27 protein-coding genes are annotated in these 26,294 nt (G+C 67.7%); 15 read left to right on the forward strand and 12 right to left on the reverse strand.

What is annotated here, in order from left to right:
• Positions 1–32: 32 nt before the first annotated feature.
• The 3 genes from M5E06_RS12270 to hisB are packed head-to-tail and all read right to left on the reverse strand — an operon-like array spanning position 33 to position 1,902.
• Positions 33–575 carry a GNAT family N-acetyltransferase gene (locus M5E06_RS12270; RefSeq protein WP_109154716.1) on the reverse strand — a complete coding sequence of 181 codons (543 nt, stop codon included), beginning with the start codon at positions 573–575 and terminating at the stop codon, positions 33–35.
• A 4-nt stretch (positions 576–579) separates the two neighbouring features.
• Positions 580–1,224 carry an imidazole glycerol phosphate synthase subunit HisH gene (gene hisH / locus M5E06_RS12275; protein ID WP_252138354.1) on the reverse strand — a complete coding sequence of 215 codons (645 nt, stop codon included), beginning with the start codon at positions 1,222–1,224 and terminating at the stop codon, positions 580–582.
• Positions 1,225–1,278: 54 nt separating this feature from the next.
• Entirely contained in the window at positions 1,279–1,902 is a 624-nt protein-coding gene (gene hisB, locus M5E06_RS12280) for an imidazoleglycerol-phosphate dehydratase HisB (RefSeq protein ID WP_109075005.1), read from the reverse strand.
• A gap of 210 nt (positions 1,903–2,112) precedes the next feature.
• On the opposite strand from hisB, the gene M5E06_RS12285 reads away from it, so the two are divergent.
• The 3 genes from M5E06_RS12285 to hslU all read left to right on the forward strand — a co-directional run bounded on the left by M5E06_RS12285 (position 2,113) and on the right by hslU (position 5,586).
• The gene (locus tag M5E06_RS12285; RefSeq protein WP_252138355.1) at positions 2,113–3,552 is read left to right on the forward strand and encodes a serine protease; all 1,440 of its coding nucleotides are present in this window, start codon (positions 2,113–2,115) and stop codon (positions 3,550–3,552) included.
• A gap of 103 nt (positions 3,553–3,655) precedes the next feature.
• Positions 3,656–4,219, forward strand: coding sequence for an ATP-dependent protease subunit HslV (hslV, locus tag M5E06_RS12290; RefSeq protein ID WP_085090547.1), 564 nt, complete (start codon positions 3,656–3,658; stop codon positions 4,217–4,219).
• A 5-nt stretch (positions 4,220–4,224) separates the two neighbouring features.
• A complete protein-coding gene (gene hslU / locus M5E06_RS12295) occupies positions 4,225–5,586 on the forward strand; it encodes an ATP-dependent protease ATPase subunit HslU (RefSeq protein WP_252138356.1) in 1,362 nt (453 codons plus the stop codon).
• A 64-nt stretch (positions 5,587–5,650) separates the two neighbouring features.
• Here the strand turns inward: hslU and mltA are convergent, their stop codons facing one another.
• Both mltA and M5E06_RS12305 read right to left on the reverse strand, forming a co-directional pair.
• On the reverse strand, positions 5,651–6,853 hold the full coding sequence (gene mltA / locus M5E06_RS12300; protein ID WP_252138357.1) for a murein transglycosylase A: 1,203 nt from the start codon (positions 6,851–6,853) through the stop codon (positions 5,651–5,653).
• Between the two features lie 16 nt (positions 6,854–6,869).
• Positions 6,870–7,565, reverse strand: a complete 696-nt coding sequence (locus M5E06_RS12305; RefSeq protein ID WP_252138545.1) for a Tim44/TimA family putative adaptor protein — start codon at positions 7,563–7,565, stop codon at positions 6,870–6,872.
• A gap of 209 nt (positions 7,566–7,774) precedes the next feature.
• On the opposite strand from M5E06_RS12305, the gene M5E06_RS12310 reads away from it, so the two are divergent.
• Both M5E06_RS12310 and secB read left to right on the forward strand, forming a co-directional pair.
• On the forward strand, positions 7,775–8,413 hold the full coding sequence (locus tag M5E06_RS12310; RefSeq protein ID WP_252138358.1) for an FxsA family protein: 639 nt from the start codon (positions 7,775–7,777) through the stop codon (positions 8,411–8,413).
• A 184-nt stretch (positions 8,414–8,597) separates the two neighbouring features.
• Positions 8,598–9,086 (forward strand): protein-export chaperone SecB, encoded by a 489-nt coding sequence (gene secB, locus M5E06_RS12315; protein ID WP_109074923.1) that lies wholly within the window; start codon positions 8,598–8,600, stop codon positions 9,084–9,086.
• Between the two features lie 265 nt (positions 9,087–9,351).
• Here secB and rho read toward each other — a convergent pair whose 3' ends face one another.
• From rho to hemE, 4 genes are all read right to left on the reverse strand, one after another.
• Positions 9,352–10,608 carry a transcription termination factor Rho gene (rho, locus tag M5E06_RS12320; RefSeq protein WP_085086916.1) on the reverse strand — a complete coding sequence of 419 codons (1,257 nt, stop codon included), beginning with the start codon at positions 10,606–10,608 and terminating at the stop codon, positions 9,352–9,354.
• A gap of 379 nt (positions 10,609–10,987) precedes the next feature.
• Positions 10,988–11,416, reverse strand: coding sequence for a protoporphyrinogen oxidase HemJ (gene hemJ / locus M5E06_RS12325; RefSeq protein WP_252138359.1), 429 nt, complete (start codon positions 11,414–11,416; stop codon positions 10,988–10,990).
• A gap of 55 nt (positions 11,417–11,471) precedes the next feature.
• Positions 11,472–12,578: a ferrochelatase gene (gene hemH, locus M5E06_RS12330; RefSeq protein WP_252138360.1), complete on the reverse strand. Its 1,107-nt coding sequence runs from the start codon at positions 12,576–12,578 to the stop codon at positions 11,472–11,474.
• Positions 12,579–12,668: 90 nt separating this feature from the next.
• Positions 12,669–13,694, reverse strand: a complete 1,026-nt coding sequence (gene hemE, locus M5E06_RS12335) for a uroporphyrinogen decarboxylase (RefSeq protein ID WP_252138546.1) — start codon at positions 13,692–13,694, stop codon at positions 12,669–12,671.
• Positions 13,695–14,219: 525 nt separating this feature from the next.
• Between hemE and M5E06_RS12340 the strand changes: the two genes are divergently transcribed.
• From M5E06_RS12340 to dnaQ, 5 genes are read left to right on the forward strand one after another with little or no spacing between them, the layout of a single operon-like run.
• Positions 14,220–15,059 (forward strand): pyruvate, water dikinase regulatory protein, encoded by an 840-nt coding sequence (locus M5E06_RS12340; RefSeq protein ID WP_085086922.1) that lies wholly within the window; start codon positions 14,220–14,222, stop codon positions 15,057–15,059.
• On the forward strand, positions 15,056–15,661 hold the full coding sequence (locus tag M5E06_RS12345; RefSeq protein WP_353654319.1) for a Maf family protein: 606 nt from the start codon (positions 15,056–15,058) through the stop codon (positions 15,659–15,661). The genes M5E06_RS12340 and M5E06_RS12345 overlap by 4 nt, the downstream gene beginning before the upstream one ends.
• Positions 15,658–16,524, forward strand: coding sequence for a shikimate dehydrogenase (locus tag M5E06_RS12350; RefSeq protein WP_252138361.1), 867 nt, complete (start codon positions 15,658–15,660; stop codon positions 16,522–16,524). The genes M5E06_RS12345 and M5E06_RS12350 overlap by 4 nt, the downstream gene beginning before the upstream one ends.
• Before the next feature lie 10 nt (positions 16,525–16,534).
• Positions 16,535–17,194, forward strand: a complete 660-nt coding sequence (gene coaE, locus M5E06_RS12355; protein WP_252138362.1) for a dephospho-CoA kinase — start codon at positions 16,535–16,537, stop codon at positions 17,192–17,194.
• Positions 17,187–17,870 carry a DNA polymerase III subunit epsilon gene (gene dnaQ, locus M5E06_RS12360; RefSeq protein WP_252138363.1) on the forward strand — a complete coding sequence of 228 codons (684 nt, stop codon included), beginning with the start codon at positions 17,187–17,189 and terminating at the stop codon, positions 17,868–17,870. The genes coaE and dnaQ overlap by 8 nt, the downstream gene beginning before the upstream one ends.
• A gap of 81 nt (positions 17,871–17,951) precedes the next feature.
• Here the strand turns inward: dnaQ and M5E06_RS12365 are convergent, their stop codons facing one another.
• The 3 genes from M5E06_RS12365 to M5E06_RS12375 are packed head-to-tail and all read right to left on the reverse strand — an operon-like array spanning position 17,952 to position 21,545.
• Positions 17,952–18,926, reverse strand: a complete 975-nt coding sequence (locus tag M5E06_RS12365) for a quinone oxidoreductase family protein (RefSeq protein WP_252138364.1) — start codon at positions 18,924–18,926, stop codon at positions 17,952–17,954.
• A 40-nt stretch (positions 18,927–18,966) separates the two neighbouring features.
• The gene (locus tag M5E06_RS12370; protein ID WP_252138365.1) at positions 18,967–19,464 is read right to left on the reverse strand and encodes a methylated-DNA--[protein]-cysteine S-methyltransferase; all 498 of its coding nucleotides are present in this window, start codon (positions 19,462–19,464) and stop codon (positions 18,967–18,969) included.
• 17 nt (positions 19,465–19,481) lie between these two features.
• A complete protein-coding gene (locus tag M5E06_RS12375) occupies positions 19,482–21,545 on the reverse strand; it encodes a thioredoxin domain-containing protein (protein WP_252138366.1) in 2,064 nt (687 codons plus the stop codon).
• 183 nt (positions 21,546–21,728) lie between these two features.
• On the opposite strand from M5E06_RS12375, the gene M5E06_RS12380 reads away from it, so the two are divergent.
• The 5 genes from M5E06_RS12380 to rsmG all read left to right on the forward strand — a co-directional run bounded on the left by M5E06_RS12380 (position 21,729) and on the right by rsmG (position 26,290).
• The gene (locus M5E06_RS12380) at positions 21,729–21,980 is read left to right on the forward strand and encodes a DUF6489 family protein (RefSeq protein WP_063635627.1); all 252 of its coding nucleotides are present in this window, start codon (positions 21,729–21,731) and stop codon (positions 21,978–21,980) included.
• Positions 21,977–22,351: a (2Fe-2S) ferredoxin domain-containing protein gene (locus tag M5E06_RS12385; protein WP_252138367.1), complete on the forward strand. Its 375-nt coding sequence runs from the start codon at positions 21,977–21,979 to the stop codon at positions 22,349–22,351. Before M5E06_RS12380 ends, M5E06_RS12385 begins: the two co-directional genes overlap by 4 nt.
• Positions 22,352–22,361: 10 nt before the next feature.
• The gene (gene mnmE / locus M5E06_RS12390) at positions 22,362–23,693 is read left to right on the forward strand and encodes a tRNA uridine-5-carboxymethylaminomethyl(34) synthesis GTPase MnmE (protein WP_252138368.1); all 1,332 of its coding nucleotides are present in this window, start codon (positions 22,362–22,364) and stop codon (positions 23,691–23,693) included.
• A 105-nt stretch (positions 23,694–23,798) separates the two neighbouring features.
• The gene (gene mnmG, locus M5E06_RS12395) at positions 23,799–25,679 is read left to right on the forward strand and encodes a tRNA uridine-5-carboxymethylaminomethyl(34) synthesis enzyme MnmG (protein ID WP_252138369.1); all 1,881 of its coding nucleotides are present in this window, start codon (positions 23,799–23,801) and stop codon (positions 25,677–25,679) included.
• Entirely contained in the window at positions 25,676–26,290 is a 615-nt protein-coding gene (gene rsmG / locus M5E06_RS12400) for a 16S rRNA (guanine(527)-N(7))-methyltransferase RsmG (RefSeq protein WP_252138370.1), read from the forward strand. The genes mnmG and rsmG overlap by 4 nt, the downstream gene beginning before the upstream one ends.
• The last annotated feature ends 4 nt before the right edge of the window (positions 26,291–26,294 follow it).

The following is a 26,294-nucleotide window of genomic DNA, read 5'->3' on the forward strand; positions in this document are numbered from 1 at the left end:
CTTCCTATGGCGTGGCTGGCGGTTGTCGGGCGTTATTCGGCGGGCGGCTGGGAATCGGGCTGAAGGTCTTTGCAGTAGAAATGTCCGGCAAGCGGCTTGCCCTGCACCAGCGCATAGAAGGGATGGGTGCCCCAGCGCTTGAAGCCGAGCGATTCGTAGAGCGTGATGGCCGCCTCCTGCGTCACCCGGACGTCCAGGTTCAGCACCTGGAAGCCGACGGCGCGCGCCTCCTCCACCACCGCCAGGGTCAGGCGGCGGGCAAGGCCGTGGCCGCGCGCCCAGGGGGCGACGAAGCTGGTGGTCAGCTGGGCGGCGTGGGCCTGCGCCTCGTTGTTGCGCGGCGGCTTGACCAGCTGGGCGGATCCGGCCACCACCCCGTCCAGGCGGGCGACGAACAGCACCCGTTCCGGCACCACCAGCACGCCCTTCCAGAAGCGCTCCATCACGTCGCGCGGCGGCGGCTCGACCCAGCCGAAGCCGCCGCCGGCGCGGATGGCATCGTCGGCCGCGTCGCACAGGTCGTGCAGGTCGGCGGTCTTCAGCGCATCGACCTTGTCGATGGCGATCTCGGCCATCGCGTCAGACCTTCCAGCGCAGGAAATTGGCGATCAGCGCCAGACCGGTGGCCTGGCTCTTTTCCGGGTGGAACTGCGTGCCGACCAGATTGTCGCGCCCGACCACCGCGGCGAAAGGTCCGCCGTAATCGGCGGACGCGATCAGCGTGTCAGGGTCGGCCGGCTTGAACTGGTAGGAATGGACGAAATAGGCATGCGCGCCCTCCGGCAGCCCGGCCAGGACCGGGTGCGGACGGCGGATGTTCAGCTCGTTCCAGCCCATATGCGGGATTTTCAGGGTGGGATCGGCCGGCTCCAGCTTCACCACCTCGCCGCGGATCCAGCCGAGCCCCTCGGTCACGCCATATTCGCGGCCGCGTTCGGCCATCAGCTGCATGCCGACGCAGATGCCCAGGAAGGGCCGGCCGCGGCGGTGCACCACCTCCTCCAGCGCGTCGAGCATGCCGGGGACCTCCGACAGGCCGCGCTTGCAGTCGGCAAAGGCGCCGACGCCGGGCAGCACCACGCGGTCGGCTTGGCGGACCGCATCGGCGTCGGAGGTGACGAGGACATTGTAGGAGGCTTCGGCTTCGCCGGCCGCGCGCTCGATCGCCTTGGCGGCGGAGCGCAGGTTGCCGGAGCCGTAATCGATCAGCGCGACCGTTTCCATGGACGTGACAAACCTTCCGATAGGACGGCGGAGGGAGACTTCAGGTCCCCGCCGTCAGAGCGATCCGCCGAGCGTGCCCTTGGTGGAGGGCACCGCATCGCGCTTGCGCGGGTCGATCTCCACCCCGGCGCGCAGCGCGCGGGCAAGCGCCTTGTAGCAGCTTTCCACGATATGGTGGTTGTTCTCGCCATACAGGTTCTCGACGTGCAGCGTCACGCCGGCGGCCATGGCGAAGGCCTGGAACCACTCGCGGAACAGCTCGGTGTCGAAATCGCCGATCTTGTCGCGGGTGAAGTTCACCTTCCAGATCAGGTAGGGCCGGTTGGAGAAGTCCAGCGCCACCCGCGTCAGCGTCTCGTCCATCGGGACATAGGAATGGCCATAGCGCTGGATGCCTTTGCGGTCGCCCAGCGCCTTCGCCACCGCCATGCCGATGGCGATGCCGGTGTCCTCGGTGGTGTGGTGATAGTCGATGTGCAGGTCGCCGTCGGCCAGGACCGTCAGGTCCATCAGGCTGTGGCGCGACAGCTGCTCCAGCATATGGTCGAGGAAGCCGACCCCCGTCTTGACGTCGTAAACGCCGGTGCCGTCCAGGTTCAGCGCGACCCGGATCCGGGTCTCCGTGGTGTTCCGCTCGATTGAGGCGCGGCGGCCGCCGTTGGTGGGGGTCTGGTCCATGGCGGTTTTGTAGCAGGAAGCATCCGCACGCGCCAGCATCCGGCACGAATGATGCGCGCTCTGTCCATTCCGACGATTGTCCTACATGGGTGTGCGGGGTACAGTCTTTCACACTCCCTGCGTGCATATCCGCTTATGACGATCCACCCGCGCCCATTCGCCGCAGCTTTGATTCTCCTTCTCGGCCTTTTGCCGGCCGGCTGCGGCGGCATGTCCCCGCCTCCGCCGGTCGGAAAGGCGGCGGCGCCGGTCGCCGCCGGGACCACCGCGCCCTTCCGCTTCGGCGAACTGACCATCGGGTCGATGCGGCGCGGGATGCAGATCGGCCGCTATGTCTGGGGCATCGACTGCGCCCCGCCCTATGACGACGTCTATTGGACCAGCGGTGTCAACATGCGGCGCGGCTCCACCTTCGACGAGCGGTTTGCCGAGGTGATGACCGCCGCCGGCTTCGACGTGGTCGGTCGGCCCGGCGGTCCCGACAACCCTGACGGCAACCGCAGCCGCGCCCGCTTCACCGTGCTGGGCGACCTGCGCGACGTGCAACTGGAGCTGTGCCACCGCACCAACTGGTTGACCGGCAGCAGCAAGGGCAGTTCCGGCACCGGCAGCGTTAAGGTGGAATGGACGGTCTACGACGCGCGCGGCGGCGGGCTGGTCCATCGCCTCGTCACCACCGGCGCCACGGCGCAGGAACGCGGCGTGCCCCAGGGCGAGACCCTGCTGGTCGAGGAAGCCTTCGCTGCGGCGGTGGAGGCGCTCGCCGCCGATGCCGGTTTCCGTGCTCTGCTGTCCGGCGGCTCCCTGCCCTCCCCAGCCGCGCCGCCATCGACGGTGTTTCCCGTGGCGGCACCGGCCGGATCCGGCCCCATTCCGCTGACGCCGGCCGCCACGCCGGCGAAGGCTCCCTCCGCTCCGGTCTCAGCCCCTGCACAGGCCGCCCCTAACCGCCTGCTTCTGCGCGGCGGGACCGGATTCGGCCGCATCGCATCGGCAAGGATACCGGTCGGCCGATCGCACGGGCTGGCGATCGGAGAAACCGACGTCGCTGGCGAGGTGCAGGCGGTGCTGCTGGCTCCCCTCTCCGGATCCGACCCCACCGTCACGGTGCGGCCGGCCCGTGGCGTGGAGCTGACCGGCTGGGTGGTTGGGCGCGACGCGGCCAGCGGCTTTGCCCTGGTTCGGGTGCCGGCGCGGCTGCCCGCCTTGACCATCCGTACCGCGACCCCGCGCATCAGCGAACCGGTGAAGGCGATCGTCGGCGGGCACGGCAAGGAAATAACCGGCATCGTCGGCGGTCTGCCGGCGGACGAGGCTCGTAGCGGCACACTGATCCAGGCGGATCTGGGCTCGGCCGACCTTTTCACCGCGGTGACGCAAGCCGGTGATCCGCTGTTCGACGGAAGCGGCGCTCTGATCGGCGTGGCACCGGCCGCCGGCCGCTCCCCCGTCACGCCGGCCGGACTGGTGGAGTTCCTGGCGGTCGGCCCGCTGCTCGATCGGCTCGGGGCGGATCCGGTGGGCGCCGTTCAGCCTCCCGCTCCATCCAAACCGGGCAAATCACGCCGCAAGAGCTCGCCCGACCCGCTGTGGCAGGACGAGGCGCCAGACGGCGAACTGCTTGACGGCGACATCGCCCCTCCCACATAGACCGGATGTCCTGCCGCCACGATTCAAAGGGGTCCGCGCGCCGCATCGGCGCAGCACTCCAGGGGGCGGCAGGCCGTTCCCCATTTTCCAGCGTGGTTTCCGCATGACCTATCCAGCGTCCAATCCACACGATCCCATCCAATGGCACGGCACCACCATCCTGTCCGTGCGCAAGAACGGTCAGGTGGTGATCGCCGGCGACGGGCAGGTCTCGGTCGGCCAGACGGTGATGAAGGCCAACGCGCGCAAGGTCCGCTGGCTGGCCGGCGGCACGGTGATGGCGGGCTTCGCCGGCGCCACCGCCGACGCGCTGACCCTGTTCGAGCGGCTGGAGGGCAAGCTGGAGCAGTATCCCGGCCAGCTGACCCGCGCCTGCGTCGAGATGGCCAAGGACTGGCGCACCGACCGTTACCTGCGCCGGCTGGAAGCGATGATGGCCGTGGCCGACAAGTCCGTCAGCCTGGTGCTGACCGGCAACGGCGACGTGCTGGAGCCGGAGGACGGGCTGATCGGCATCGGCTCCGGCGGGTCCTACGCCCTGTCGGCGGCGCGTGCGCTGATCGACATCGACGGGATGGATGCGGAGGCGGTGGCGCGCAAGGCGATGAGGATCGCCGCCGGCATCTGCGTCTACACCAACGAAAACGTCACCCTGGAAAAGCTGTGACCGCCATGAGCCAGAACACCAGCCAGACCGCCAGCACCGCATCCGTCTCCGCCGACAGCGCCGCCTTCAGCCCGCGCGAGATCGTCTCGGAACTCGACCGCTACATCGTCGGGCAGAACGACGCCAAGCGCGCGGTCGCCATCGCGCTCCGCAACCGCTGGCGCCGGCAGCAACTGCCGGAGGGCCTGCGCGAAGAGGTGCTGCCGAAGAACATCCTGATGATCGGCCCGACCGGCGTCGGCAAGACCGAGATCGCCCGCCGCCTTGCCCGGCTGGCCCAGGCCCCCTTCCTGAAGGTGGAGGCGACCAAGTTCACCGAGGTCGGCTATGTCGGCCGCGACGTGGAACAGATCGTCCGCGATCTGGTGGAGGCCGCCATCGGCCTGACCCGCGAGCGCCTGCGCAAGGAGGTCGCCGCCAAGGCCGAACTGCGCGCCGAGGAGCGCGTGCTCGACGCGCTGTGCGGCGACAGCGCCAGTGCGGAGACGCGCGCCAAGTTCCGCAAGATGCTGCGCGAAGGCACGCTGAACGACAAGGAGATCGAGGTCCAGGTTGCCGACACCGGGGCCGGCAACATGCCGACCTTCGACATCCCCGGCATGCCGGGCGCCCAGATGGGGATGCTGAACCTGAACGACATGTTCGGCAAGATGATGGGCGGCCGCACCAAGACCCGCCGCATGACGGTGGCCGAAAGCCACGGCGTGCTGATGGCCGAAGAGTCCGACAAGCTGCTGGACCAGGAGAAGGTGGTGGCGGAGGCGATCCGCGCGGTCGAGCAGAACGGCATCGTCTTCTTGGACGAGATCGACAAGATCTCCGCCCGCTCCGACGCCCGTGGCGCCGATGTCAGCCGCGAGGGCGTTCAGCGCGACCTGCTGCCGCTGATCGAAGGCACGACGGTGTCGACCAAGCACGGCCCGGTGAAGACCGACCACATCCTGTTCATCGCGTCGGGCGCCTTCCACATCGCCAAGCCGTCCGACCTGCTGCCCGAACTGCAGGGCCGCCTGCCGATCCGGGTCGAGCTGAAGGCGCTGAGCCAGGATGATTTCAAGCGCATCCTGACCGAACCGGAAGCCAGCCTGATCCGTCAGTACAAGGCGCTGATGAAGACGGAGGAGGTCGATCTGGTCTTTACCGACGACAGCATCGACGAGCTGGCCCGTCTGGCAGCGGAGATCAACAGCTCGGTCGAGAACATCGGCGCCCGCCGCCTGCACACGGTGTTGGAGCGCCTGCTGGAGGAGATCAGCTTCGCCGCCAGCGACCGCGCCGGCGAGACCATCACCATCGACGCCGCCCTGGTTCGCGAGCGGGTCGGTGGTCTGGCGAAGAACGCCGATCTGTCGAAGTTCATTCTGTAAGGAAGCAGGGGGCACTCGTATCGGGTGCCCCCTGCTTCACGTGAAACATTCCTCTGCCGGGCCCCTACCCGCCTGCCGCCACCTTCACGCTCTTCGGCAGCAGCAGCGCATAATTCCCCCGGCTCTTCATCACCCCGGCCCGCTGCTCCGCCTCCGGGCCATGGCCCCAGAAGACGTCGCCGCGCACCGGACCACGGATCGCCCCGCCGGTGTCCTGGGCGACCAGCAACCGCTGCAATCGCTGCCCGGCATCCAACGGGTCCTCGGCATCCAGCCAGACCGGCACGCCATAGGGCATGAACTTGGAATCCACCGCCAGACTGCGGCCGGGGGTCAGCGCCACGCCCTGGGCACCGTTGGGGCCGTCGCCCGACAGCGGCTGGAAGAAGACGTAGGACGGGTTGACGTTCATCACCGCCGGCGCCTGATCGGGATGGGCGAGCAGCCAAGCGCGGATGGTCTGCAGCGAAACCTCCTCCCGTTTCAGCGCGCCGCGCTCGATCAGTTCCTTGCCGATGGCGACGTACTTGTGGCCGTTCTGGCCGGCGTAGCCAACGCGCATCTCGCCGCCGTCGGGGAACTGGATCCGCCCCGACCCCTGGATTTGCAGGAAGAAGGCACCGATCGGGTCCTTCACCCAGACCAGTTCCAGGCCCTTGCCCTTGAGCGACCCCGCGACGATGGCGGCACGATCCTCGTAGGGTTTCAGCTTGCCATCGATCACCCGGCCGGCGGTGCGCTCCCCCTTCCAGCGGTCGGAGAAGTCGCCGAGATCGACCATCACCAGATCGGCCGGCCGGCGATAAAGCGGCACCGGATAGGCCGGATCCGGTTTGCGGCTGCCCTCCAGCTCGGCCTCGTAATAGCCGGTGAACAGCCCCTCGCGCGTCCCGTTGTTTCCGGCGGCATAGGGGGTGAAGTTCGCCTCGAAGAAGGCTCGGGCGGCGGCATCGTCGCCGGGCGGCAGATCCGCCAGCTGCGCGCAAGGGCCCTGCCAGTCGCCAATGGTCCCCGCCACCCCGCCCGGCCCCACCGGGCGGTCTTTCGGTTGGGTCTTGAATCGGGCGCAGGAGCGGGCGAGCGCCGGCACCGCCTGGGCCAGAGGGTCGGTGCGCCAACCGGCCAAGTCGGTGAAGGACAGCGGCGCCAGGGTCAGGGCATCGGGCGGCGGCTTCGCCTCTTCCTTGGGGGCGCAGGCCGAAAACAGCAACGCCACCGCCCCGAAGAGGGCGATGGCGCTGAAACTGGGACGGTGATGGAACGTCATTACCACTGGTCGTTCGTTACTGAACCGGACGCACCTCGACCAGCGCCCAGTTGGGATCGCGGGAGCGGAGGTTGCGGGCGAAGGTCCAGACGTCGGTGTTCTCGACCAGCGCCTTGGGATCGCCGTCGATGACGGCGCCGTCGCGGTCGCGCACCACATTCACCTGATCGGAGACCAGACGCACGGTGACGCGGGCGGTGCGGCCGGCATCCAGCTTCGCCTCCACCACCTCGGCCTCGCGCACCAGTTCGATGCGGGCCTCGTGCTGCTCGCCGGCGGCCTGACGGTCGCGGATGACGCGGGCGAAGCTGTCATAGACATCGTCGGCCAGCAGCGGACGCAGCGTTGCGGTGTCGCCGCGGGCGAAGGCGTCGACGATCATGGCGAAGGCCGCCTTGGCGCCTTCCAGGAAATGCTTCTCGTCGAAATTCGGATCGGCGGCCCGGATCTGGTCGATGGAGGCGGCCAGCGACAGCGGCTCGTCCGAGGCCGTCACGTCCGCACCGGGTGCGACATCAGGCCGCGGCCGGTTGCGCTCCGGCAGGGGCACGACATTGTCGGGCTTCGCCGGGTTCGGAGCGGCGGTGAAGGGGTTGGAACGCTGACGCTCCTCCCCCGTCCGGCGGCCGAGGACGCTGCGCAGCCGATAAACGAGGAAGGCCGCGATCATCGCGAAGATCACGATCTCGATGAACACGAACCCGTCTCCCATCATCTGTTCCTTCCAAAACGACTTGTCGTGAGCTTTGTGCCGCGGCGAAATCGCCGGCGGATCCGGCCCGCCTCTGGACCTTGCGGCCGGTCGGCATTACGTGTTGCTTGCCCGCCAGCAACGGCCAATTGGATGAGGCCGACGGTGTTTCGACCGGACGACCTATCCAAACCTAGATAGGGGCAGCGAGCCCGAAGAGCAAGGACACCATGAATCCCCTGTTGTTGATCCTTCTTCTGCCGATCCTGGAGATCGTCGGATTCATCCAGGTCGGCGATTGGATCGGCGCCGGGCCGACCATCGGGCTGCTGGCCCTGTCGGCGGTGGTGGGTGTGCTGCTGGTCCGCCACCAGGGTCTGGCCTCGCTGACCCGCGCCCAGGCCGCAGCCGCCCGCGGCGAGGCGCCGATCGGCACCGTTCTGGACGGTTTCTGCGCCGTGCTGGCCGGCATCCTGCTGATCATCCCCGGCTTCCTGACCGACATCCTTGGCATCGCCCTGCTGATCGGGCCGCTGCGCCGCGGCATCGGCCGTTGGCTGCTCGGCCGCATGGGGGCCGGGATGCCGGTCTTCACCACCACCGCCGGCCGTCCCGGCTTCGGCGCCGGCAATTTCGGAGCCGGGGGATTCGGCGGACCCGGTTTCGGCGCGGACGGCCCCCGCCCGGCCGATGATCCTTTCCGCCCCACCACCGGCGTGCCCGGCGTGATCGACGGCGACTACCGCGACGTTACGCCCGGCGAGAGCAAGATGGGCGACGGGAAGATGAGCGAGGAAACCGACGACCGCGACGCGCCCCGGCTGACCGATTCCCAATGGGGGAAGCACCGCCCGGATGAGCGGCGCTGACCGGCCGGCGGGCCGGCGGTTTCCGTTGGCAGGACGACCGATCCGTGATAGCCAGCCCCTTGGGCGAAGGCACAACCGTCGCGAACCACCCCCTGTCACCTCACATCCGGGTCGGCCCACCGTCCCCGCCCTTTCCCGATGCGGAACGATGGCCGGGACGACAGCCGGCGATTAGGAGTCCGTTATGTCCGATCAGATGAGCAACGGCGCCGAGCAGCAGCAGACCTCTTCGCTGCCGATGCATGTCCTCGCGCAGTATGTGAAGGACTTCTCGTTCGAGAACCCCAACGCCCCGCAGAGCCTGCTGCCGAACCAGCCGCAGCCGCAGGTGAACATCGGTGTCGACGTCCAGGGCCAGAAGGTCGGCGACGACATCTATGAGCTGACGCTGAACCTGCGCTGCGAGGCCCGCCAGGGCGAATCCGTGGCCTTCCTGGTCGAACTGGCCTATGGCGCGCTGTTCCAGTTCCCCGGCCTGCCGGAGGAGCATCACCGCCCGGTCCTGATGATCGAAGGCGCCCGGATGATCTTCCCGTTCGCCCGCGCCATCGTCTCCAGCGCGACCCGCGAAGGTGGCTTCCCGCCGCTGATGATCAACCCGATCGACTTCGCCGAGCTGTACCACCGCCAGTCGGGCCAGCAGGCCGAACAGCCGCAGCAGCCCCCGTTCTGATCCAGTGGATCGAGCCAAGGGAAGAAGCTGAGCTAAAAAAGAAAGGGCGGGTGGCCGAAAGGCCCCCGCCCTTTTCTTATGCCGCTCGTTCCGAACCGCCTGTCGCCCCATCCGGCCGTCATTCCCGCGAAGGCGGGAATCCAGAACCTTTGGAAGCGACCGTCAGGAGAAGCATGGTTCCCCGCCTTCGCGGGGATAACGCTCCCTGAAGGTCCCAGCAAAGATCCGGGCAAGGGGCCGGCAGATCCGGCCCCGGTTCCGGCCCCTACTGGTTCATGCTCTCGAAGAACTCGTTGTTCGACTTGGTGTGCTTCAGCTTGTCGACCAGGAAGTCCACCGCGTCGGTCACGCCCATCGGCATCAAGATGCGGCGCAGGATCCACATCTTCGACATGGTGCCCTTGTCGACCAGCAGTTCCTCCTTGCGGGTGCCCGACTTGGAGATGTCGATGGCCGGGAAGGTGCGCTTGTCGGAGAGCTTGCGGTCCAGCACGATTTCCGAGTTGCCGGTGCCCTTGAACTCTTCGAAGATCACCTCGTCCATGCGGCTGCCGGTGTCGATCAGCGCGGTGGCGATGATGGTCAGCGATCCACCCTCTTCCACATTGCGGGCGGCACCGAAGAAGCGCTTGGGACGCTGCAGGGCGTTGGCGTCGACACCACCGGTCAGCACCTTGCCCGACGACGGCACGACGGTGTTGTAGGCGCGGGCCAGACGGGTGATCGAGTCCAGCAGGATGACCACGTCGCGCTTGTGCTCAACCAGGCGCTTGGCCTTCTCGATCACCATTTCCGCGACCTGGACGTGGCGGGTGGCCGGCTCGTCGAAGGTGGAGCTGATGACCTCGCCGCGGACCGAGCGGGCCATGTCCGTCACTTCTTCCGGACGCTCGTCGATCAAGAGGACGATCAGATAGGCTTCGGGGTGGTTGGTGGCGACCGAGTGGGCGATGTTCTGCAGCATCACCGTCTTGCCGGTGCGCGGCGGTGCTACGATCAGCCCGCGCTGCCCCTTGCCCAGCGGCGCCACCAGGTCGACGATGCGGCCGGTGAGGTTCTTCTTGGTCGGGTCCTCGACCTCCATCCGGATGCGTTCTTCCGGATAGAGCGGCGTCAGGTTGTCGAAGTTGATACGGTGACGGACCTTGTCCGGCGTATCGAAATTGATGGTGTTGACCTTCAGCAGGGCAAAATAGCGCTCACCGTCCTTGGGCGAGCGGATCTGCCCCTCCACCGTGTCGCCGGTGCGCAGGCCGAAGCGGCGCACTTGGCTGGGACTGACATAGATGTCGTCGGGACCCGGCAGATAATTGGCTTCCGGCGAGCGCAGGAAGCCGAACCCGTCCTGCAGCACCTCCAGCACGCCGTCGCCGAAGATCGGAATATCGTTTTCGGCCAGTTGCTTCAGGATCGCGAACATCATGTCCTGCTTGCGCAGCGTGCTCGCGTTCTCGATCTGAAGCTCCTCCGCGAACGCCAGCAGTTCGGCGGGGCTTTTGCACTTCAGCTCTTGGAGATGCATCGGATTGCCTGTGAAATCGTCATGCGGGGGAGTGGCCTTGGGGATGGGAGGTGCCAGAAGGTCCGGCCGACGGCGGTTGGCGGCGGGGGGCGCCGCAACGCGGTCGCGTCGGGTGGGCAGCGGGTGGCGCTTTGGCGGGTGCGCGCCAGGGCGTCCGGATAATGGTCGCACAGGAGCGGATCGCCAGCCACCAGGCCCGGCTCAAAGTCAGAGCGTCGGATCGGCAGATGTGGGCGTGGGAGGCCGCGGGGCGAAAACCCCGTGGTCCTGACATGGTTATCGGATCGGCAGGCGCAAGTCAAACGAAAGCGAAACCCGCACAGGTCGCGGATTCCGCTTTTTCCGGGAGGTGGAAGACGGCGCGTTCACCTGCTGCCAGTCAGAAGGGCTTCACGATGACGAAGATGACGATACCGATCATCAGCAGCGTTGGCACCTCGTTGGCGATGCGGAAGAAGCGCTGCGGCCGGGTGTTGCGGTCCTCGGCGAAGTCCCGGCGCCAGCGGGCCATCATCATATGGCTGACGGTCAGCAGCAGCACGAAGAGAATCTTGGCGTGCAGCCAGCCCTGCTTCATCCATTCCGGCGTCAGCACGATCATGGTGATGCCGAACACGTACGAGGCGATCATCGCCGGGTTCATGATGGCGCGCAGCAGGCGCCGCTCCATCACCTTGAAGGTTTCCGACGCCTCGGATCCGGCCGGCACTTGGCAGTGGTAGACGAACAGCCGCGGCAGGTAGAGCAGCCCCGCCATCCAGGCGATGATGCTGATGACGTGCAGCGCCTTGACCCAATCGTACAGCACCGGGCGTGTCCCCTCTATTCTTTGCGGTTCGGCCGTCGCGGTTCAGCGTTGCGGCTCAAGGCCGCGCCTGCGGGCAGCCGGAGAAGTTGGACGGGCAGATCCGGTCGCCCTTCTGGGAGCAGATCGCCGCCTTGCCCGCGACCGTCTGCCGCACCAGCGCCGCCAGCCCGTCGATGAAGCCGGGATGCACCCCGACGGTCGGCACGCGGGTGAAGTGCGGCACCCCTGCCTCCTTGGCGAGATGGCGGTATTCGACCTCGATCTCCACCAGCGTCTCGGAATGCTCCGACACGAAGGCCATCGGCACCACCAGGATCGGCACGCCGTCCTGGCCGGCGCGACGGATCTCGGCGTCGGTGCTGGGACCGATCCACTCCATCGGGCCGACGCGGCTCTGGTAGCAGTTGATCCAGTCGAGATCGTCGATGCCCAGCGCCGCGGCGATGGATTCCGCCGTCCGCTCGCACTGCCACTGATAGGGGTCGCCGGCGGCCACCACCTTCTTCGGCAGCCCGTGGGCGGAGAACAGGACGCGCGGCTTGCCATGGGCCTTGGCCGCCTCGTACAGCGGGCGGATCAGATCCGCCGTGCCGTCGATGAAGCCGGGCTGGGTCGGATAGCAGCACAGCAGCTTCGTCGGCGCCGTCAGCCCGACGGTGTGCGCCGCCTCTTGCCACGCCTTGGCGCTCGACGCCGTGGTGGTGGTGGAGAATTGCGGGTAGAGCGGCAGCAGCACGACCAGATCCGGGTCGTAGGCCTTCACCCGGGCGGCCGTCTCGGCGCTCATCGGGTGCCAGTAGCGCATGGCGATGAAGACCTTGGTCTCCGCGCCGGCCGTCGCCGGATCTGCCCCCAGCATCGCTTCCAGCGCCGCCGCCTGGGCTTGCGTGTTCTCCAGCAGCGGCGACTTGCCGCCGATCTGGGCATAGATCGCGGTGGCCGGCTTGGCCCGCCGTCCGCTGATCAGGCTGGCGATCAGGAAACGGAACGGGTTCGGCAGCCGGATGATGGCCGGATCGGCGAACAGGTTGAACAGGAAGGGCCGCACCGCCTCCGGCGCGTCGGGACCGCCGAGGTTGAACAGCACGACGGCGACACGCCGCGGCGAGCCGCCGGAGGTTGCGCTGGTCGAGGCGGAGGTCTGGGAGAATTGCTGGCTCATGGTGCCCGCTAAACTGGAGCGTCGCCGTCGCTCTGTCCAGACCCCCTCCGTCGCTTTTTCAGCCCCTTAGCGCCGGTTCGCCGGAATGCCTCAGCCGCGACCCGGCCATTCCCGCAGGATGCGGGTCAGATCGGCGACATGCTGCGGCGGGGTCGACTGGATGACGCCGTGGCCCAGGTTGAACACGAAGGGGCCGCCGGCCAACGCCTCCAGGATGTCGCGCGTCGCGGTCTCCAGCGCCTTGCCGCCCGCCGCCAGCATGATCGGGTCGAGGTTTCCCTGCACCGGCAGCCGCGTCTGGAGAGTCTGCGCCGCCCACACCGGCGGGACGGTGGTGTCGAGACCGACGGCGTCCACACGAGCCTCGGTGACGTATTCCTCATAGGCGTGGCCGGCCCCGCGCGGGAAGCCGATGACCGGGGTGTTCGGGTGCTTCGCCTTCACCAATGCGACGATCCGCCGCGTCGGCTCGATCACCCAGCGGCGGAACTCCGCCACCGGCAGCACGCCGGCCCAGCTGTCGAACAGCTGCACCACTTCGGCCCCCGCCTCGATCTGGCGGCAGAGATAGTCGGCGGTCACCTCGACGATCAGGTCGATCAGCTGGCCGAATCCCGCCGGGTCGCCATAGGCCCAGCGCTTGACGTGCGCATACTCCTTGGAGCCCGCCCCTTCGACCATGTAGCAGGCGATGGTCCAGGGAGCCCCCGCAAAGCCGATCAGCGTCGTCCCGTCCGGAATCGCGGTGGAGAGCCGGCGCACCGTCTCGTAGACCGGCGCCAGCGTCTCGTGGAAGCGGTCGCGCGACAGGCGCTTCAGGTCCTCCACGTTGCGGACCGGATCCAGCTTCGGCCCCTCCCCTTCCAGATAGGCCAGCGGCTGCCCCAGGGCATGCGGCACCACCAGGATGTCGGAGAACAGAATCGCCGCGTCCATGCCGTAGCGGCGCAGCGGCTGCAAAGTCACCTCGACCGCGAAGTCGGGATTGTAGCAGAGGTCGAGGAAGCTGCCGGCCTTCGCCCGCAGCTCGCGATATTCCGGCAGATAGCGTCCGGCCTGACGCATCAGCCAGAAGGGCGGACGCGCCCGCACCTCTCCCGCCAGGGCGGCGAGCATCGGCTTCAGGGCAGGCTGGGAAGCCTGATTCTGGACGTCGGAGCTGGTGGCGGACAAGACGGTGCGTTCCTTGGCTTTGCGAATCTGGGACGTGCGAATCTGAAACCCTGCGATTCCAGCGCCGATTCCGCGCCGGATTCCGGGACGGGTTTATCCCCTCTTCTTCACTATATTTTTTAAAGGGAGAAAGGAAGAGGATGAGGTGGATGCCTGTGGATAACGGTGATCCCCGACTCAAGAGAATCTATCCACAGATCCGGGGGCTTGTGCGTCCATGTGCGCGGATCTGTGGACGATTCGGAGCACTACCGTCGGAAACGGCGGAAATGCTATAGCTGGACGAACGGGAGTCCCGTGGATAACAGGGCGGACGGGGCCGGATCTTCCCAGCTTCCGAAGCGGTCGGCGGAGTTGTTCCGCGCTTGGCCGTATCGGGGAGGAGGAGTCCCCCGGTCGGGACGAAACGAAGGCGGATCCGGTTGTCCACAGATCTGGGCCGGGTTCTCCACAGAATGTTGGGGACGGATGAAAGAGTTCCACCTACATCTCGTGTCCGATGCGACGGGCGAGACCATCAACAGCGTGGCGCGCGCCTGCGTCATCCAGTTCGACGACGTGCGTCCCATCGAGCATTTCTGGAATCTGGTGCGGACCGACCGCCAGCTCGACCTCGTGCTGGAGGGGATTCGGGACAACCACGGGCTGGTGATGTTCACGCTGGTCGACGAGACGCTGCGTCGCCGCCTGCAGGATTTCTGCCGCGAGATGCAGGTCCCCTGCATCCCCGTGCTCGATCCGCTGATCAACGCGCTTGCCGCCTTCCTGGGCGTGGAATCGCAGCGCCAGCCCGGCCGCCAGCATGTGCTGGACGCCGAGTATTTCAGCCGGATCGACGCGGTCGATTTCGCCCTGTCCCACGACGACGGCCAGTCGAACTGGGACCTGCACGAGGCCGACGTGGTGCTGATCGGCGTGTCGCGCAGTTCCAAGACGCCGACCTGCATCTATCTGGCCAACCGCGGCATCAAGGCGGCCAACATCCCGCTGGTGCCGGGCAGCCCGCTGCCGGCGGAACTGGACCTGCTGACCCGGCCGCTGATCGTCGGGCTGACCAAGGATCCCGATCGGCTGGTGCAGATCCGCCGCAACCGTCTGAAGCTGCTGAACCAGGGCGAGGGCTCCAGCTACGCCGACCCCGAGCTGGTCCGCGCCGAGGTTCAGGAGGCGCGACGCCTGTTCAGCCGGCGTGGCTGGCCGGTGATCGACGTATCCCGCCGCTCCATCGAAGAGACAGCGGCCGAGATCATGATGCTGCTCGCCCGCCGCCAGAGCGCCAACTTCAGCCCGGAAGGAAAGAAGACGTGAGCACGGCTCCCAAGCTCGTCCTGGCGTCGGGTTCGCGCACGCGGGCGGCGATGCTGGAGCAGGCCGGTGTGACAGCGATCCTCGACAAGCCGCTGGTCGACGAGGACGAGGTGAAGGCCGCCGGCCGGGCGGAGGGCGTCTCCGCCGACATCGTCGCCGAGGCCCTGGCCGAGCTGAAGGCCCAGCGCATCACCCGCCGCCACCCCGGTGCGCTAGTGGTCGGTGCCGACCAGATGCTGGAATGCGAGGGGCGCTGGTTCGACAAGCCGGCCGACCGCGCCGCGGCGCGCGCCCAGCTTCTCGATCTGCGCGGCAAGACCCACCGGCTGGTCAGCTGTGCCGTGGTGGTGCGCAACGGCGAACGGATGTGGCACCAGATCGACAGTGCCCGCCTGACCATGCGCAATTTCTCCGAAGCCTTCCTCGACGACTATCTTACCTGTGTCGGCGACGACGTGCTGCATTCGGTCGGCGCCTATCAGCTGGAAGGGCTGGGGGCGCAGCTGTTCCATCGGGTTGAGGGCGACTTCTTCACCATCCTCGGGCTGCCGCTTCTGCCGCTGCTCGGCTTTCTGCGCGTGCATGGAGTGGGCAAGGAATGACGGCAGGTCACTTTATCAGCGGCAAGGCCAAGATCGCCGGTGTGATGGGCTGGCCGATCAGCCATTCGCGGTCGCCCCGGCTGCATGGATTCTGGCTGCGCCAGTATGGGATCGATGGCGCCTATGTGCCGCTGGCGGTGGCGCCCGAGCGCGCGGAACAGGCGATCCGCGCCCTGCCCGCGCTCGGCTTTCGCGGCTGCAACGTCACCGTCCCGCATAAGGAGATCGCTTTCCGCACCGTCGACCGGCTGGACGAAACCGCGCGGCGCATGGGCGCCGTCAACACCATCGTGGTGGCGGAGGACGGCGCGCTGGAAGGCGGCAACACCGACGGCTTCGGCTTCATCGAGAATCTGCGCGCCGAACAGCCGGGCTGGACAGCGGAGCGTGGCCCGGCGGTGGTGATCGGTGCCGGCGGTGCCGCCCGCGCCGTGGTGGTCGCCCTGCTCGACGCCGGTGCGCCGGAGGTCCGTCTGGTCAACCGCACCCGCGCCCGCGCCGAGGAATTGGCGGCGGATCTGGCCGCGGCCGGCCTGAATGGCGGTGTGACGGTGGTGGATTGGGTTTCACGTGAAACCGCGCTCGAAGGCGCCGCTCTGCTGGTCAACACCACCACCCAGGGCATGGCGGGGCAGCCGGCGCTTGACCTGCCTTTGCGCGCCCTGCCCGTCTCGGCTGTCGTCAACGACATCGTCTATGTGCCGCTGGAAACCCCGCTGCTGGCCGAGGCCAGGGCGCGTGGCAACCCGATGGCCGGCGGCATCGGTATGCTGCTGCATCAGGCGCGTCCCGGCTTCAAGGCCTGGTTCGGCGTCGAGCCGCAGGTGACGCCGGAACTGACCCGTTTCGTCCTGGAAGGCTGAGGCTCGGGTCATGATCGTGCTGGGTCTGACCGGCTCCATCGGCATGGGCAAGAGCACCGCCGCCCGCATGCTGCAGGCGATGGGTGCCCCGGTCTGCGATTCCGATGCGGTGGTGCATGGGCTGCTCGGCCGGGGCGGCCGGGCGGTGCCGGCCATCGACGCCGCCTTCCCCGGCGTGGTGATCGACGGCGCGGTCAGCCGCCCGGCGCTGGGGGCGGCGGTGTTCCGCGATGCCGATGCGCTGAAGCGGCTGGAGGCGATCCTGCACCCGATGGTCCAGGCGGCGCAGCGCGACTTCCTCGCGCGAGCCGCACGGCGTGGCGCGAAGATCGCCGTTCTGGACATCCCTTTGCTGTTCGAGACCCATGGCGAGCGGCGCGTCGATGCCACCATCGTCGTCTCCGCACCCTTCGCCGTCCAGCGCGCCCGCGTGCTGGCCCGGCCGGGCATGACGGCGGAGAAGTTCGCCGGTATCCTCGCCCGCCAGATGCCGGATGCGGAGAAACGTCGCCGTGCCGACTATGTCGTGCCGACGGGTGCCGGTCGGCTGGTGACGCAGCGGGCACTTCAGGGCATTGTGCGCCAAGTCAGACAACATCGGATGGCACGGCGGCCGGGCAGGCACTGGCCGCCGCGCGGCTATCAACCAGGGCAGATCCATCATGCGTGAAATCGTTCTCGACACCGAAACCACGGGCTTCAAGCCGGAGGAGGGTCACCGGCTGGTCGAGATCGGCTGCATCGAACTGGTCAACCACCTCGCCACTGGTGAACGCTTCCACGTCTACCTCAACCCCGAACGCGACATGCCGCCGGAGGCCTTCGCCGTCCATGGGCTGAGTTCGGAATTCCTGGCCGACAAGCCGCTGTTCAACGACGTGGCCGCCGACTTCGTCGCCTTCATCGGTGACGCCCCGCTGGTGATCCACAACGCCGCCTTCGATATGCACTTCCTGAATTGGGAGCTGAAGATCGCCGGCCATCCGGTGATGCCGAAGGACCGCGCCATCGACACGCTGCTGATGGCCCGGCAGAAGTTCCCCGGCTCGCCCGCCACCCTGGATGCGCTGTGCAAGCGCTTCGGCGTCGACAACTCAAACCGCACCCTGCACGGCGCGCTTCTCGACGCCCAACTGCTGGCCGAGGTTTATCTGGAGCTGCTGGGCGGCCGGCAAACCGGCCTGTCCTTTGCCGGCGGTCCGGCATCGAAGAGTGGTCCCGCCGGTCCGGTCCGTATCGACCGCCCCTTCCGCGAAGCCCGCGTCTTCGCCCTCAGCGACGACGAGGCCGCGGCGCATGCGGAGATGCTGAAGAAGATCAAGAACCCGCTCTGGGCAGTGGAGTAGCTCCACTGAATGCCCCCTCACCGACCCTCCCCCGCGTTCCGCGAGAGAGGGTTAGGGTGGGGGCATTCGCCAGCCGAAACCTTACGGCACCAGCACCGTCGACCCTGTCGTCGCCCGCGCCTCAAGCGCCCGGTGCGCCTCCGCCGTGTCCTTCAGCGCAAAGCGCTGGTTCACCGTGAAGGTCACCCCGCCATTCTTCACCGCGTCGAACAGATCTGCGGCGGACGCCATCAAATCCTCCCGCTTGGCGGTGTAGGTCGCCAGCGTCGGCCGAGTCACATAGAGCGACCCCTTCGTCGCCAGCAGCCCCAGATCCAGCGGCGCCGGCGTGCCAGACGCGGCGCCGAACAGCACCATCAGCCCACGCGGCCGCAGGCAGTCCAGCCCCTTCAGGAAGGTCGTCTTGCCGACGCCGTCATAGACCACCGGCACGCCCTGCCCGTCCGTTAGGTCCTTTACCCGCTGGACGAAATCCTCACGGGTGTAGTCGATGGTGTGGTGACAGCCATGGGCCTTCGCCAGTTCGGCCTTCTCCTCCGACCCGACGGTGCCGATCACCGTGACGCCGAGATGGCGCGCCCAGGAGCATAGCAGCAGCCCCACTCCGCCTGCGGCGGCCTGCACCAGGATGGTATCGCCGGGCTGGACCACATAGGTGCTGCGCAGCAGATACTGCGCGGTCAACCCCTGGAGCAGCGTGGCGGCGGTCGCCTGCTCGTCGAGCCAGCTCGGCAGCGGCACCAGCCGGTCGGCGGCGATCAGGCGGCTCTCGGCGTAAGCGCCGATCGACATGGCGTAGCCGACGCGGTCGCCGATTTTCAGCGTGGTGACGTCCGGCCCCAACGCCTCGACAACGCCGGTGCCCGCCATGCCGATCACCGCCGGCAGATCCGGCAGCTTGTAGGCGCCGGAGCGGTGGTAGGTGTCGATGTAGTTCAGTCCGACCGCGGTCTGGCGGATGCGCACCTGACCAGGACCGGGCTCTCCGACCTCGATCTCGTCCCAGCGCAGAACCTCCGGCCCACCGTGCTCGTGGATGCGGATTGCATGAACCATGGTGGTTTCGTCTCCCTTCTTTTTCGAGGTCTCAGGCGTCTCAGAGCAACGCGAATTGCTCCGCCGCCGCACCGTTGCCCTGCCCCACGCCGGCATGCCGGCGTTCCAGCGCCAGCAGCCACGCCTTGGTGTCCAGCCCGCCATGGCCGGAATAGCCGCCGGGCGCTCCGCCGCTCGCCAGCACCCGATGACAGGGAATGATGATCGGGATCGGATTGGCGCCGCAGGCCCCGCCGACCGCGCGTGGCCCGCTGCCCAGCATCTTCGCCATCCCGCCATAGGTCGCGGTGCCGCCATAGGGGATCGCCAGCATCGCGTCCCAGACGTTGCGCCGGAAGGCGGTACCTGCCGGCTTCAGCGGCAGGTCGAAGCGCTGGAGCCGTCCCGTGAAATAGGCCTCCAGCTGGCGCGCCGTCTCGGCCAGCACCGCATCGGGTTCGTCATGGTCGAAGCGGCCCCAGCCGACCGAGGTGAGGGCGGATCCGTCCCCGCTCAGCATCAGGGGCCCCAGCGGGCTGTCGATGGAAAGACGCGCCATGGTTTCCTCCCCGGAAGTCAGCTTTTCGTTCCCAGAAGCGCCGCCAGATCCGCCGGCGCCGTCACCGGGGCCGAACAAGTCATGCCGCGGCAGACATAGGCGGTGGCCGTCCCGTCGCGCATCCCCTTCCCCTGGGCCGGATGATTGGCGGGCAGATCCGCTGGAAAATCCCCCTTGGGCGCCAGCACGGTCAGGATACGGTTGGGCAGCGAGCGGTCCAGCACGGTGCGGCGCAGCGCCTCCGTTTCCGCCGCCTTGGGCGGTCCGACGATGACGATCTGCAGCGGTGCCGTCATCAGCTCCACCGCGTTCAGGAAGGTTGGCAGCGGGAAGAAGTTGCGTGTCAACTCCCCCGAGAAGGCGGCGGCGAGTGCCTCTGCCCGCTCGCGATAGGCATCCTCGCCGGTGCGCTGGAACAGCGTGGTCAGCACCGCCAGCATGGTGCCGTTGCCGCTGGGCGTGGCGTTGTCGTAGACGCTCTTGGTTCGGACGATCAGCCCTTCGGCATCGTCGGCGGTGAAGAAATAGCCGCCGTTGGCGCTGTCCCAGAAATGGGCGTCGAGCGTCGCCGCCCAAATCTTCGCCTGATCGAGCGCCGCCGGATCCCCGGTCGCCTCGTGCAACGCCAGGGCGGCGCGCGCCATCTGGGCGTAATCGTCGAGCATCCCCGCATGCTTGCCCTGCCCGTGCCGCCAGCTGTGGCAAAGCCGCCCGCCTGTATCCATCCGGTCGCGGACGAAGGCGAAGGCGCGGCCGGCGGCGTCCAGCCAGTCCGGCTCGTCCAGCGCCAGGGCGGCATGGGTCAGCGCCGCGATCATCAGGCCGTTCCAGTCGGCCAGCACCTTGTCGTCCCAGCCTGGCCGCACCCGCTTGGCCCGCGCCCGCAACAGGATCTCCCGGCCCTTGGCGAGCGTCGCCTCGGTGGCGTCGTCGGCCAGGGTCAGGCCGCCCAGCCGGTTCAGGATGGTGACGCCCTCCCAATTGCCCTGGGGCAGCACCTCGTAAACGCGCTTAAACGTCGCCAGACCGTTGTCGCCGAGAGCGGGACCGAGCAGCCGGTCGACCTCATGGTCCTGCCATATATAGAAGAGTCCCTCTTCGCCCTCGCTGTCGGCGTCGAGCGTCGCGGCGAAGCCGCCACCGTCGGCGATCATCTCGCGCAGCAGCCAGCCGACCGTCTCGCGGATGCGGGTTTCCAGCAGCGGATCGCGCGTCTCCTGCCAGACCAGCGTCATCAGGTCGAGCAGCTCCGCGTTGTCGTAGAGCATCTTCTCGAAATGCGGCACCAGCCAGCGTTCATCGACGGAATAGCGGGCGAAGCCGCCGCCGAGATGATCGTAGATGCCGCCCTGCGCCATGTTGGCCAGCGTGTGGGTCACCGCCTCGCGGAAGGGTTCGCGCCCGGTGCGCTGCCATGCCCGCCACAGCAGTTCGAACAGCGGCACCTGCGGGAATTTCGGCGCGCTGCCGATGCCGCCATGGATCGGGTCGACCTCCCGCAGCAGCCGTTGCGCCACCTGATCCAGCACCCCGGCATCGACGGCGCCGGCCGACCGGTTCTCTCCCATTCCCGCGAGCGCCGATTTCAGCGCGTCGACATTCTTGCCGACCTTGTCAGACTCATTGGCAAAGGTGCCCGCGATGCCGCGCAGCACGTCGGGGAAGCCGGCCCGGCCATAACGCGGAGCCGGCGGGAAATAGGTGCCGCCCCAGAAGGGCTCCGCATCCGGCGTCAGGAACATGGTCAGCGGCCAACCGCCCTGCTGTCCCAGCAGCGCCAACGCCGACTGATAGATGGTGTCGAGATCCGGCCGCTCTTCCCGGTCGACCTTGATGTTGACGAACAGCTCGTTCATCAGCCCGGCGATCTCGGGATTCTCGAAGCTCTCATGCGCCATAACGTGGCACCAGTGGCAGGCGGCATAGCCGACCGACAGCAGCACCGGCTTGTTCTCCGCCTTGGCACGGGCGAAGGCCTCCGGCCCCCAGGGCATCCAGTGCACCGGGTTGTCCTTGTGCTGCAGCAGATAGGGGCTCGTCTCCCGGCCTAGCAGGTTCGCGCCCAACGGAGTGGCGGGCATGGCGGTGTCCGATCTGTTGGTGTGTCGTTAGACAATAGGTGGCGCCGGGGTGGCGTTGCGCCAGTGCATCCTATCTGTATAGTGGGGCATGAGCCGCCGCGGCGCTCAACCCCAAAATCAACACGGCCAATGCCTGCAACGGTGCCGGATCCGGCACCCGATCCGGGTCTGGAGGGGGTTCCCATGAAAATCACCGTCGACATCGACTGCACCCCGGACGAGGCCCGGCACTTCCTGGGCCTGCCCGATGTGAAGCCGATGCAGGATGCCATGATGCAGGAGATCCAGGAGCGCATGCGTGCGAACCTGCAGGCCATGGACCCGGAGACCATGCTGAAGACCTGGCTCCCCGCCGGTATCCAGGGCATGGAGCAGATGCAGAAGATGTTTTGGTCCCAGATGGCGTCAGCCCTGGGTCAGGAAGGAAGAAAGTGACCGACCAAACTCTTGAATCACAAAAGCCCTATTTCGAAGCCCATGTCTTCTGCTGCACCAACCGCCGTCCCGATGGGCACAAGCGCGGCTCCTGCGCCGCCCACGGGTCGGAAAAGCTGCGCGACTATATGAAGGCCCGCGCCCGTGAACTCGGCTTCGACGGCAAGGTGCGGATCAATTCCGCCGGTTGCCTCGACCGCTGCGAGCTGGGCCCGACGCTGGTGATCTATCCGGAAGGTGTCTGGTACACCTACCACAGCACCGGCGACGTCGACGAAATCCTGCAGACCCATCTGGTCGAAGGCCGCCGCGTCGAACGCCTGATGCTGACGCCGGAGCAGCGGGAGCTGCGGCCCGAGCAGCGCGGCTGATCCATCCCCGATGTTCACGACCACCATCTACGCTCTCGCCACCGCCCCTGGCCGCTCCGGTGTGGCGGTGGTTCGCATTTCGGGACCCGAGGCCGGATCCGCCCTCGCGGCGCTGACCGGTCGCCCTCTGCCCGCACCACGTCGGGCCGTGCTGACCAAGCTGCGCGACCCGCGCACCGGCGACGCGCTGGACGACGCACTGGTCCTGCGCTTCACCGCCCCCGCCAGCTTCACCGGCGAGGATGTGGTGGAGTTGCACCTGCATGGTGGCCGCGCCGTCGTCACCGGCGTGATCGAGGCGCTCGCCACCCTGCCCGGCCTGCGGCTGGCGGAACCCGGCGAGTTCACCCGCCGCGCTTTCGAGAACGGCAAGCTCGACCTGACGGAGGCCGAAGCGGTCGCCGACCTGATCGATGCAGAGACCAATGCCCAGCGCCGGCAGGCGTTGCGGCAGATGGAAGGTGCGCTCGGCAAACTCTATGACGGCTGGCGGGAGCGGCTGACCCGCGCTCTTGCCCATATCGAGGCCGACATCGACTTCGCCGAAGACGATCTGCCCGGCGGTATCGCCGATGCCGTCCGTCCGGTGATCGCCGGATTGGCTGATGAGATCGCAGCGCATCTCGATGACGGTGGACGGGGCGAGCGTCTGCGCGAAGGTCTGCACATCGCCATCGTCGGCGCGCCGAACGCCGGCAAGTCGAGCCTGCTGAACACTCTTGCCCGACGCGAGGCCGCCATCGTCTCCGCCCGCGCCGGCACCACCCGCGACATCATTGAGGTGCATCTCGACCTCGGCGGCTATCCGGTCGTGCTGGCCGACACCGCAGGCTTGCGCGAAGCTGCTGCCGATGAAGTCGAAGAGGAAGGCATCCGCCGCGCCCGCGACCGGGCGGCGCGGGCCGACGTGAAGGTGGCGGTGTTCGACGCCACCACCCTGCCCGATCTCGACCCGGCGACGCTGGGCCTGATCGACCGCGACACCGTGGTGGTGTTCAACAAGACTGACCTCGCGACGGCCACCGACCTGCGACCGGATCTGGCCCCGATCCTGGTCTCTGCCCACACCGGCACCGGTCTGAAGACGTTGGAGGAAAAGCTGACGGCATTCAGCGCCGATCGGCTCGCCATCGGCAGCGCTCCGTCTCTGACCCGCGCCCGCCATCGTGCCGCGTTAATGGAATGCCGGGAGTCACTGCTGCGCGCGCTCGACGCGCCGCTGCCGGAGCTGGCGGCGGAGGATGTGCGTCTCGCCAGCCGGGCGCTGGGACGGATTACCGGGCGGGTGGATGTGGAGGATCTGCTGGATGTGATCTTCCGTGACTTCTGTATCGGCAAGTGACGGCGGCAGGTGAGGGGGTGTTTCACGTGAAACAGCGCTGATGCGCCTCACTTGTCCCTGCCCCGCCTCTTGGATCCGTGCGGCCATTCGGCTATGGTCCCGCGCATGCGGAACTTTGATGTCATCGTTGTCGGCGGCGGTCACGCCGGCTGTGAGGCGGCTGCGGCGGCAGCGCGCATGGGTGCGCGTACGCTCCTGCTGACCCACAAGGTCGAAACCATCGGCGAGATGTCCTGCAACCCCGCCATTGGCGGCTTGGCCAAGGGCCATCTGGTGCGAGAGATCGATGCGCTGGACGGTGTGATGGCGAAGGCCATCGACCGCGGCGGCATCCAGTTCCGCATCCTGAACCGCAGCAAGGGTCCCGCCGTCCGCGGCCCGCGCGCCCAGGCCGACCGCAAGCTCTATCGTCAGGCGATGCAGTCGCTGCTGGCCGAGCAGGAGAACCTGTTCATCGAAGCCGGCGGCGCCGAGGACCTGATCGTCGACGCCGACCATCGCATCACCGGTGTCGTTACCGGGGCCGGCGAGTCCATCCGCGCCGGTGCGGTGGTGCTGACCACCGGCACCTTCCTGCGCGGCCTGATCCACATCGGTGAGGAGCGCACCCCCGCCGGCCGCGTTGGCGAGGCGCCCTCTATTGGCCTGTCCGACACGCTGGCTCGTATCGGCTTCCCGCTCGGCCGGCTGAAGACCGGAACGCCCCCCCGGCTCGACGGCCGCACCATCGATTGGGACGCGCTGGAGAAGCAGCCGGGCGACACGCCGCCCCCGCCCTTCTCCTATATAACGGAGCGGATCGACACGCCGCAGATCGATTGCGCGATCACCTGGACGACGCCGGATGCCCATGCGCTGATCCGTGCCAACCTGCATCGCGCCCCGATGTATTCCGGCCAGATCACCGGTACGGGTCCGCGCTACTGCCCCTCCATCGAGGACAAGGTTGTCCGCTTCGCCGAGAAGGAGAAGCACCAGATCTTCCTCGAACCGGAAGGGCTGGACGATCCCACCGTCTACCCGAACGGCATCTCGACCTCCCTACCCCGTGACGTGCAGCTCGGCATCCTCGCCAGCATGCCGGGGCTGGAGAAGGTGGTGATGATCCGCCCCGGCTACGCCATCGAATACGACTATGTCGATCCGCGCGAGCTGAAGCCGACGCTGGAGACTCGCCGGGCGCCGTGCCTGTTCCTGGCCGGCCAGATCAATGGCACCACCGGCTATGAAGAGGCCGCGGCCCAGGGCCTGATGGCCGGCATCAACGCCGCTCTGGCGGCGAGCGGCAACCGCGACGGCTTCGTCCTCGACCGCGCCGACGCCTATATCGGCGTGCTGATCGACGACCTGATCGGCCGGGGCACCAACGAGCCCTACCGCATGTTCACCTCGCGCGCCGAATACCGGCTGCTGCTGCGCGCCGACAATGCCGACCAGCGGCTGACCGACAAGGGTGTCGCCATCGGCTGCGTCGGTTCCGAGCGGCGTGATGTCTTCGCCGCGAAGAGCGCCGCTCTGTCTGCGGGGCGTGCGCTGGTCGCCTCACTGCAGGCGACGCCGGCCGAACTCTCCCGCCAGGGGGTCGCGGTGAACCAGGACGGCGTGCGCCGCAGTGCCGCCGACCTGCTGCGTTATCCCGACATTGACCTTGCCGCCCTCGCCCGACTGTGGCCGGAGCTTGGCGGGATCGCGCCGGAGATTGCCGAGCAGCTGGAGATCGACGGCAAATATGCCGGCTATCTCGGCCGGCAGGAGGCCGACATCCGCGCCTTCCGCAAGGACGAGTCGCTCGCCCTGCCCGACGATCTCGATGTCGACGGCATCGGCAGCCTGTCGGCGGAAATCCGGCAGAAGCTGCGCCAGTCACGCCCGGCGACGCTGGGCGCTGCGGCCCGCATCCCCGGCATGACCCCGGCGGCGCTGGTCGCCCTGCTCCGCCACGTGAAGCGGCGCGATGTGGAACCGTCCGGGGTGGCTGCGGAATGAGCGGGTTCGATGCGGTTGCATTTCAGGAGGCCACGGGTGTTTCACGTGAAACGCTCGACCGCCTGATCGCCTACGAGGCTCTGCTGCGCAAGTGGCAGCCGAAGATCAATCTGGTCGGCCCCTCCACCCTGCCGGATGCCTGGAAGCGTCACTTCCTCGACTCCGCCCAACTCCATCCCCTGCTGCCGGACGGCGTGCGGGTACTGGTCGATCTCGGCAGCGGCGCCGGCTTTCCCGGTCTGGTGCTCGCCATTCTCGGCGTGCCGCAGGTGCATCTGATCGAGAGCGACGTGCGCAAATGCGCCTTCCTGCGCGAGGTCGCCCGGGTCTGCGAGGCGCCGGTCACCGTCCACACCAAGCGGATCGAAACCGTCACCGGCATCGACGCCGATGTCGTCACCGCCCGTGCCCTGGCGCCGCTGGCCGACCTGTTCGCCTGGGCCCATCCCTTCATCGGATCGCGCGGCAAGTGCCTGTTCCTGAAGGGCGCGGCTCTGGACGACGAATTGACCGCTGCAACGCAATATTGGACACTGGTTCCCGAGCGATTCGACAGCCGCACCGATCCGAGCGGGACCATCCTGCGTGTGAGCCATCTTGAGCGTGCGTGAAGAT

The organism is Azospirillum sp. A1-3 (genome assembly GCF_023806445.1).
Classification (GTDB): domain Bacteria; phylum Pseudomonadota; class Alphaproteobacteria; order Azospirillales; family Azospirillaceae; genus Azospirillum.

Excerpts from the sequence above, each read along its gene's own strand:
- M5E06_RS12270 (WP_109154716.1), bottom strand. The coding sequence starts at position 575 with ATGGCCGAGATCGCCATCGACAAGGTCGATGCGCTGAAGACCGCCGAC.
- hisH (WP_252138354.1), bottom strand. The coding sequence starts at position 1,224 with ATGGAAACGGTCGCGCTGATCGATTACGGCTCCGGCAACCTGCGCTCC.
- hisB (WP_109075005.1), bottom strand. The coding sequence starts at position 1,902 with ATGGACCAGACCCCCACCAACGGCGGCCGCCGCGCCTCAATCGAGCGG.
- M5E06_RS12285 (WP_252138355.1), top strand. The coding sequence starts at position 2,113 with ATGTCCCCGCCTCCGCCGGTCGGAAAGGCGGCGGCGCCGGTCGCCGCC.
- hslV (WP_085090547.1), top strand. The coding sequence starts at position 3,656 with ATGACCTATCCAGCGTCCAATCCACACGATCCCATCCAATGGCACGGC.
- hslU (WP_252138356.1), top strand. The coding sequence starts at position 4,225 with ATGAGCCAGAACACCAGCCAGACCGCCAGCACCGCATCCGTCTCCGCC.
- mltA (WP_252138357.1), bottom strand. The coding sequence starts at position 6,853 with ATGACGTTCCATCACCGTCCCAGTTTCAGCGCCATCGCCCTCTTCGGG.
- M5E06_RS12305 (WP_252138545.1), bottom strand. The coding sequence starts at position 7,565 with ATGGGAGACGGGTTCGTGTTCATCGAGATCGTGATCTTCGCGATGATC.
- M5E06_RS12310 (WP_252138358.1), top strand. The coding sequence starts at position 7,775 with ATGAATCCCCTGTTGTTGATCCTTCTTCTGCCGATCCTGGAGATCGTC.
- secB (WP_109074923.1), top strand. The coding sequence starts at position 8,598 with ATGTCCGATCAGATGAGCAACGGCGCCGAGCAGCAGCAGACCTCTTCG.
- rho (WP_085086916.1), bottom strand. The coding sequence starts at position 10,608 with ATGCATCTCCAAGAGCTGAAGTGCAAAAGCCCCGCCGAACTGCTGGCG.
- hemH (WP_252138360.1), bottom strand. The coding sequence starts at position 12,578 with ATGAGCCAGCAATTCTCCCAGACCTCCGCCTCGACCAGCGCAACCTCC.
- hemE (WP_252138546.1), bottom strand. The coding sequence starts at position 13,694 with ATGCTCGCCGCCCTGGCGGGAGAGGTGCGGGCGCGTCCGCCCTTCTGG.
- M5E06_RS12340 (WP_085086922.1), top strand. The coding sequence starts at position 14,220 with ATGAAAGAGTTCCACCTACATCTCGTGTCCGATGCGACGGGCGAGACC.
- M5E06_RS12350 (WP_252138361.1), top strand. The coding sequence starts at position 15,658 with ATGACGGCAGGTCACTTTATCAGCGGCAAGGCCAAGATCGCCGGTGTG.
- coaE (WP_252138362.1), top strand. The coding sequence starts at position 16,535 with ATGATCGTGCTGGGTCTGACCGGCTCCATCGGCATGGGCAAGAGCACC.
- dnaQ (WP_252138363.1), top strand. The coding sequence starts at position 17,187 with ATGCGTGAAATCGTTCTCGACACCGAAACCACGGGCTTCAAGCCGGAG.
- M5E06_RS12365 (WP_252138364.1), bottom strand. The coding sequence starts at position 18,926 with ATGGTTCATGCAATCCGCATCCACGAGCACGGTGGGCCGGAGGTTCTG.
- M5E06_RS12370 (WP_252138365.1), bottom strand. The coding sequence starts at position 19,464 with ATGGCGCGTCTTTCCATCGACAGCCCGCTGGGGCCCCTGATGCTGAGC.
- M5E06_RS12375 (WP_252138366.1), bottom strand. The coding sequence starts at position 21,545 with ATGCCCGCCACTCCGTTGGGCGCGAACCTGCTAGGCCGGGAGACGAGC.
- M5E06_RS12380 (WP_063635627.1), top strand. The coding sequence starts at position 21,729 with ATGAAAATCACCGTCGACATCGACTGCACCCCGGACGAGGCCCGGCAC.
- mnmE (WP_252138368.1), top strand. The coding sequence starts at position 22,362 with ATGTTCACGACCACCATCTACGCTCTCGCCACCGCCCCTGGCCGCTCC.
- mnmG (WP_252138369.1), top strand. The coding sequence starts at position 23,799 with ATGCGGAACTTTGATGTCATCGTTGTCGGCGGCGGTCACGCCGGCTGT.
- rsmG (WP_252138370.1), top strand. The coding sequence starts at position 25,676 with ATGAGCGGGTTCGATGCGGTTGCATTTCAGGAGGCCACGGGTGTTTCA.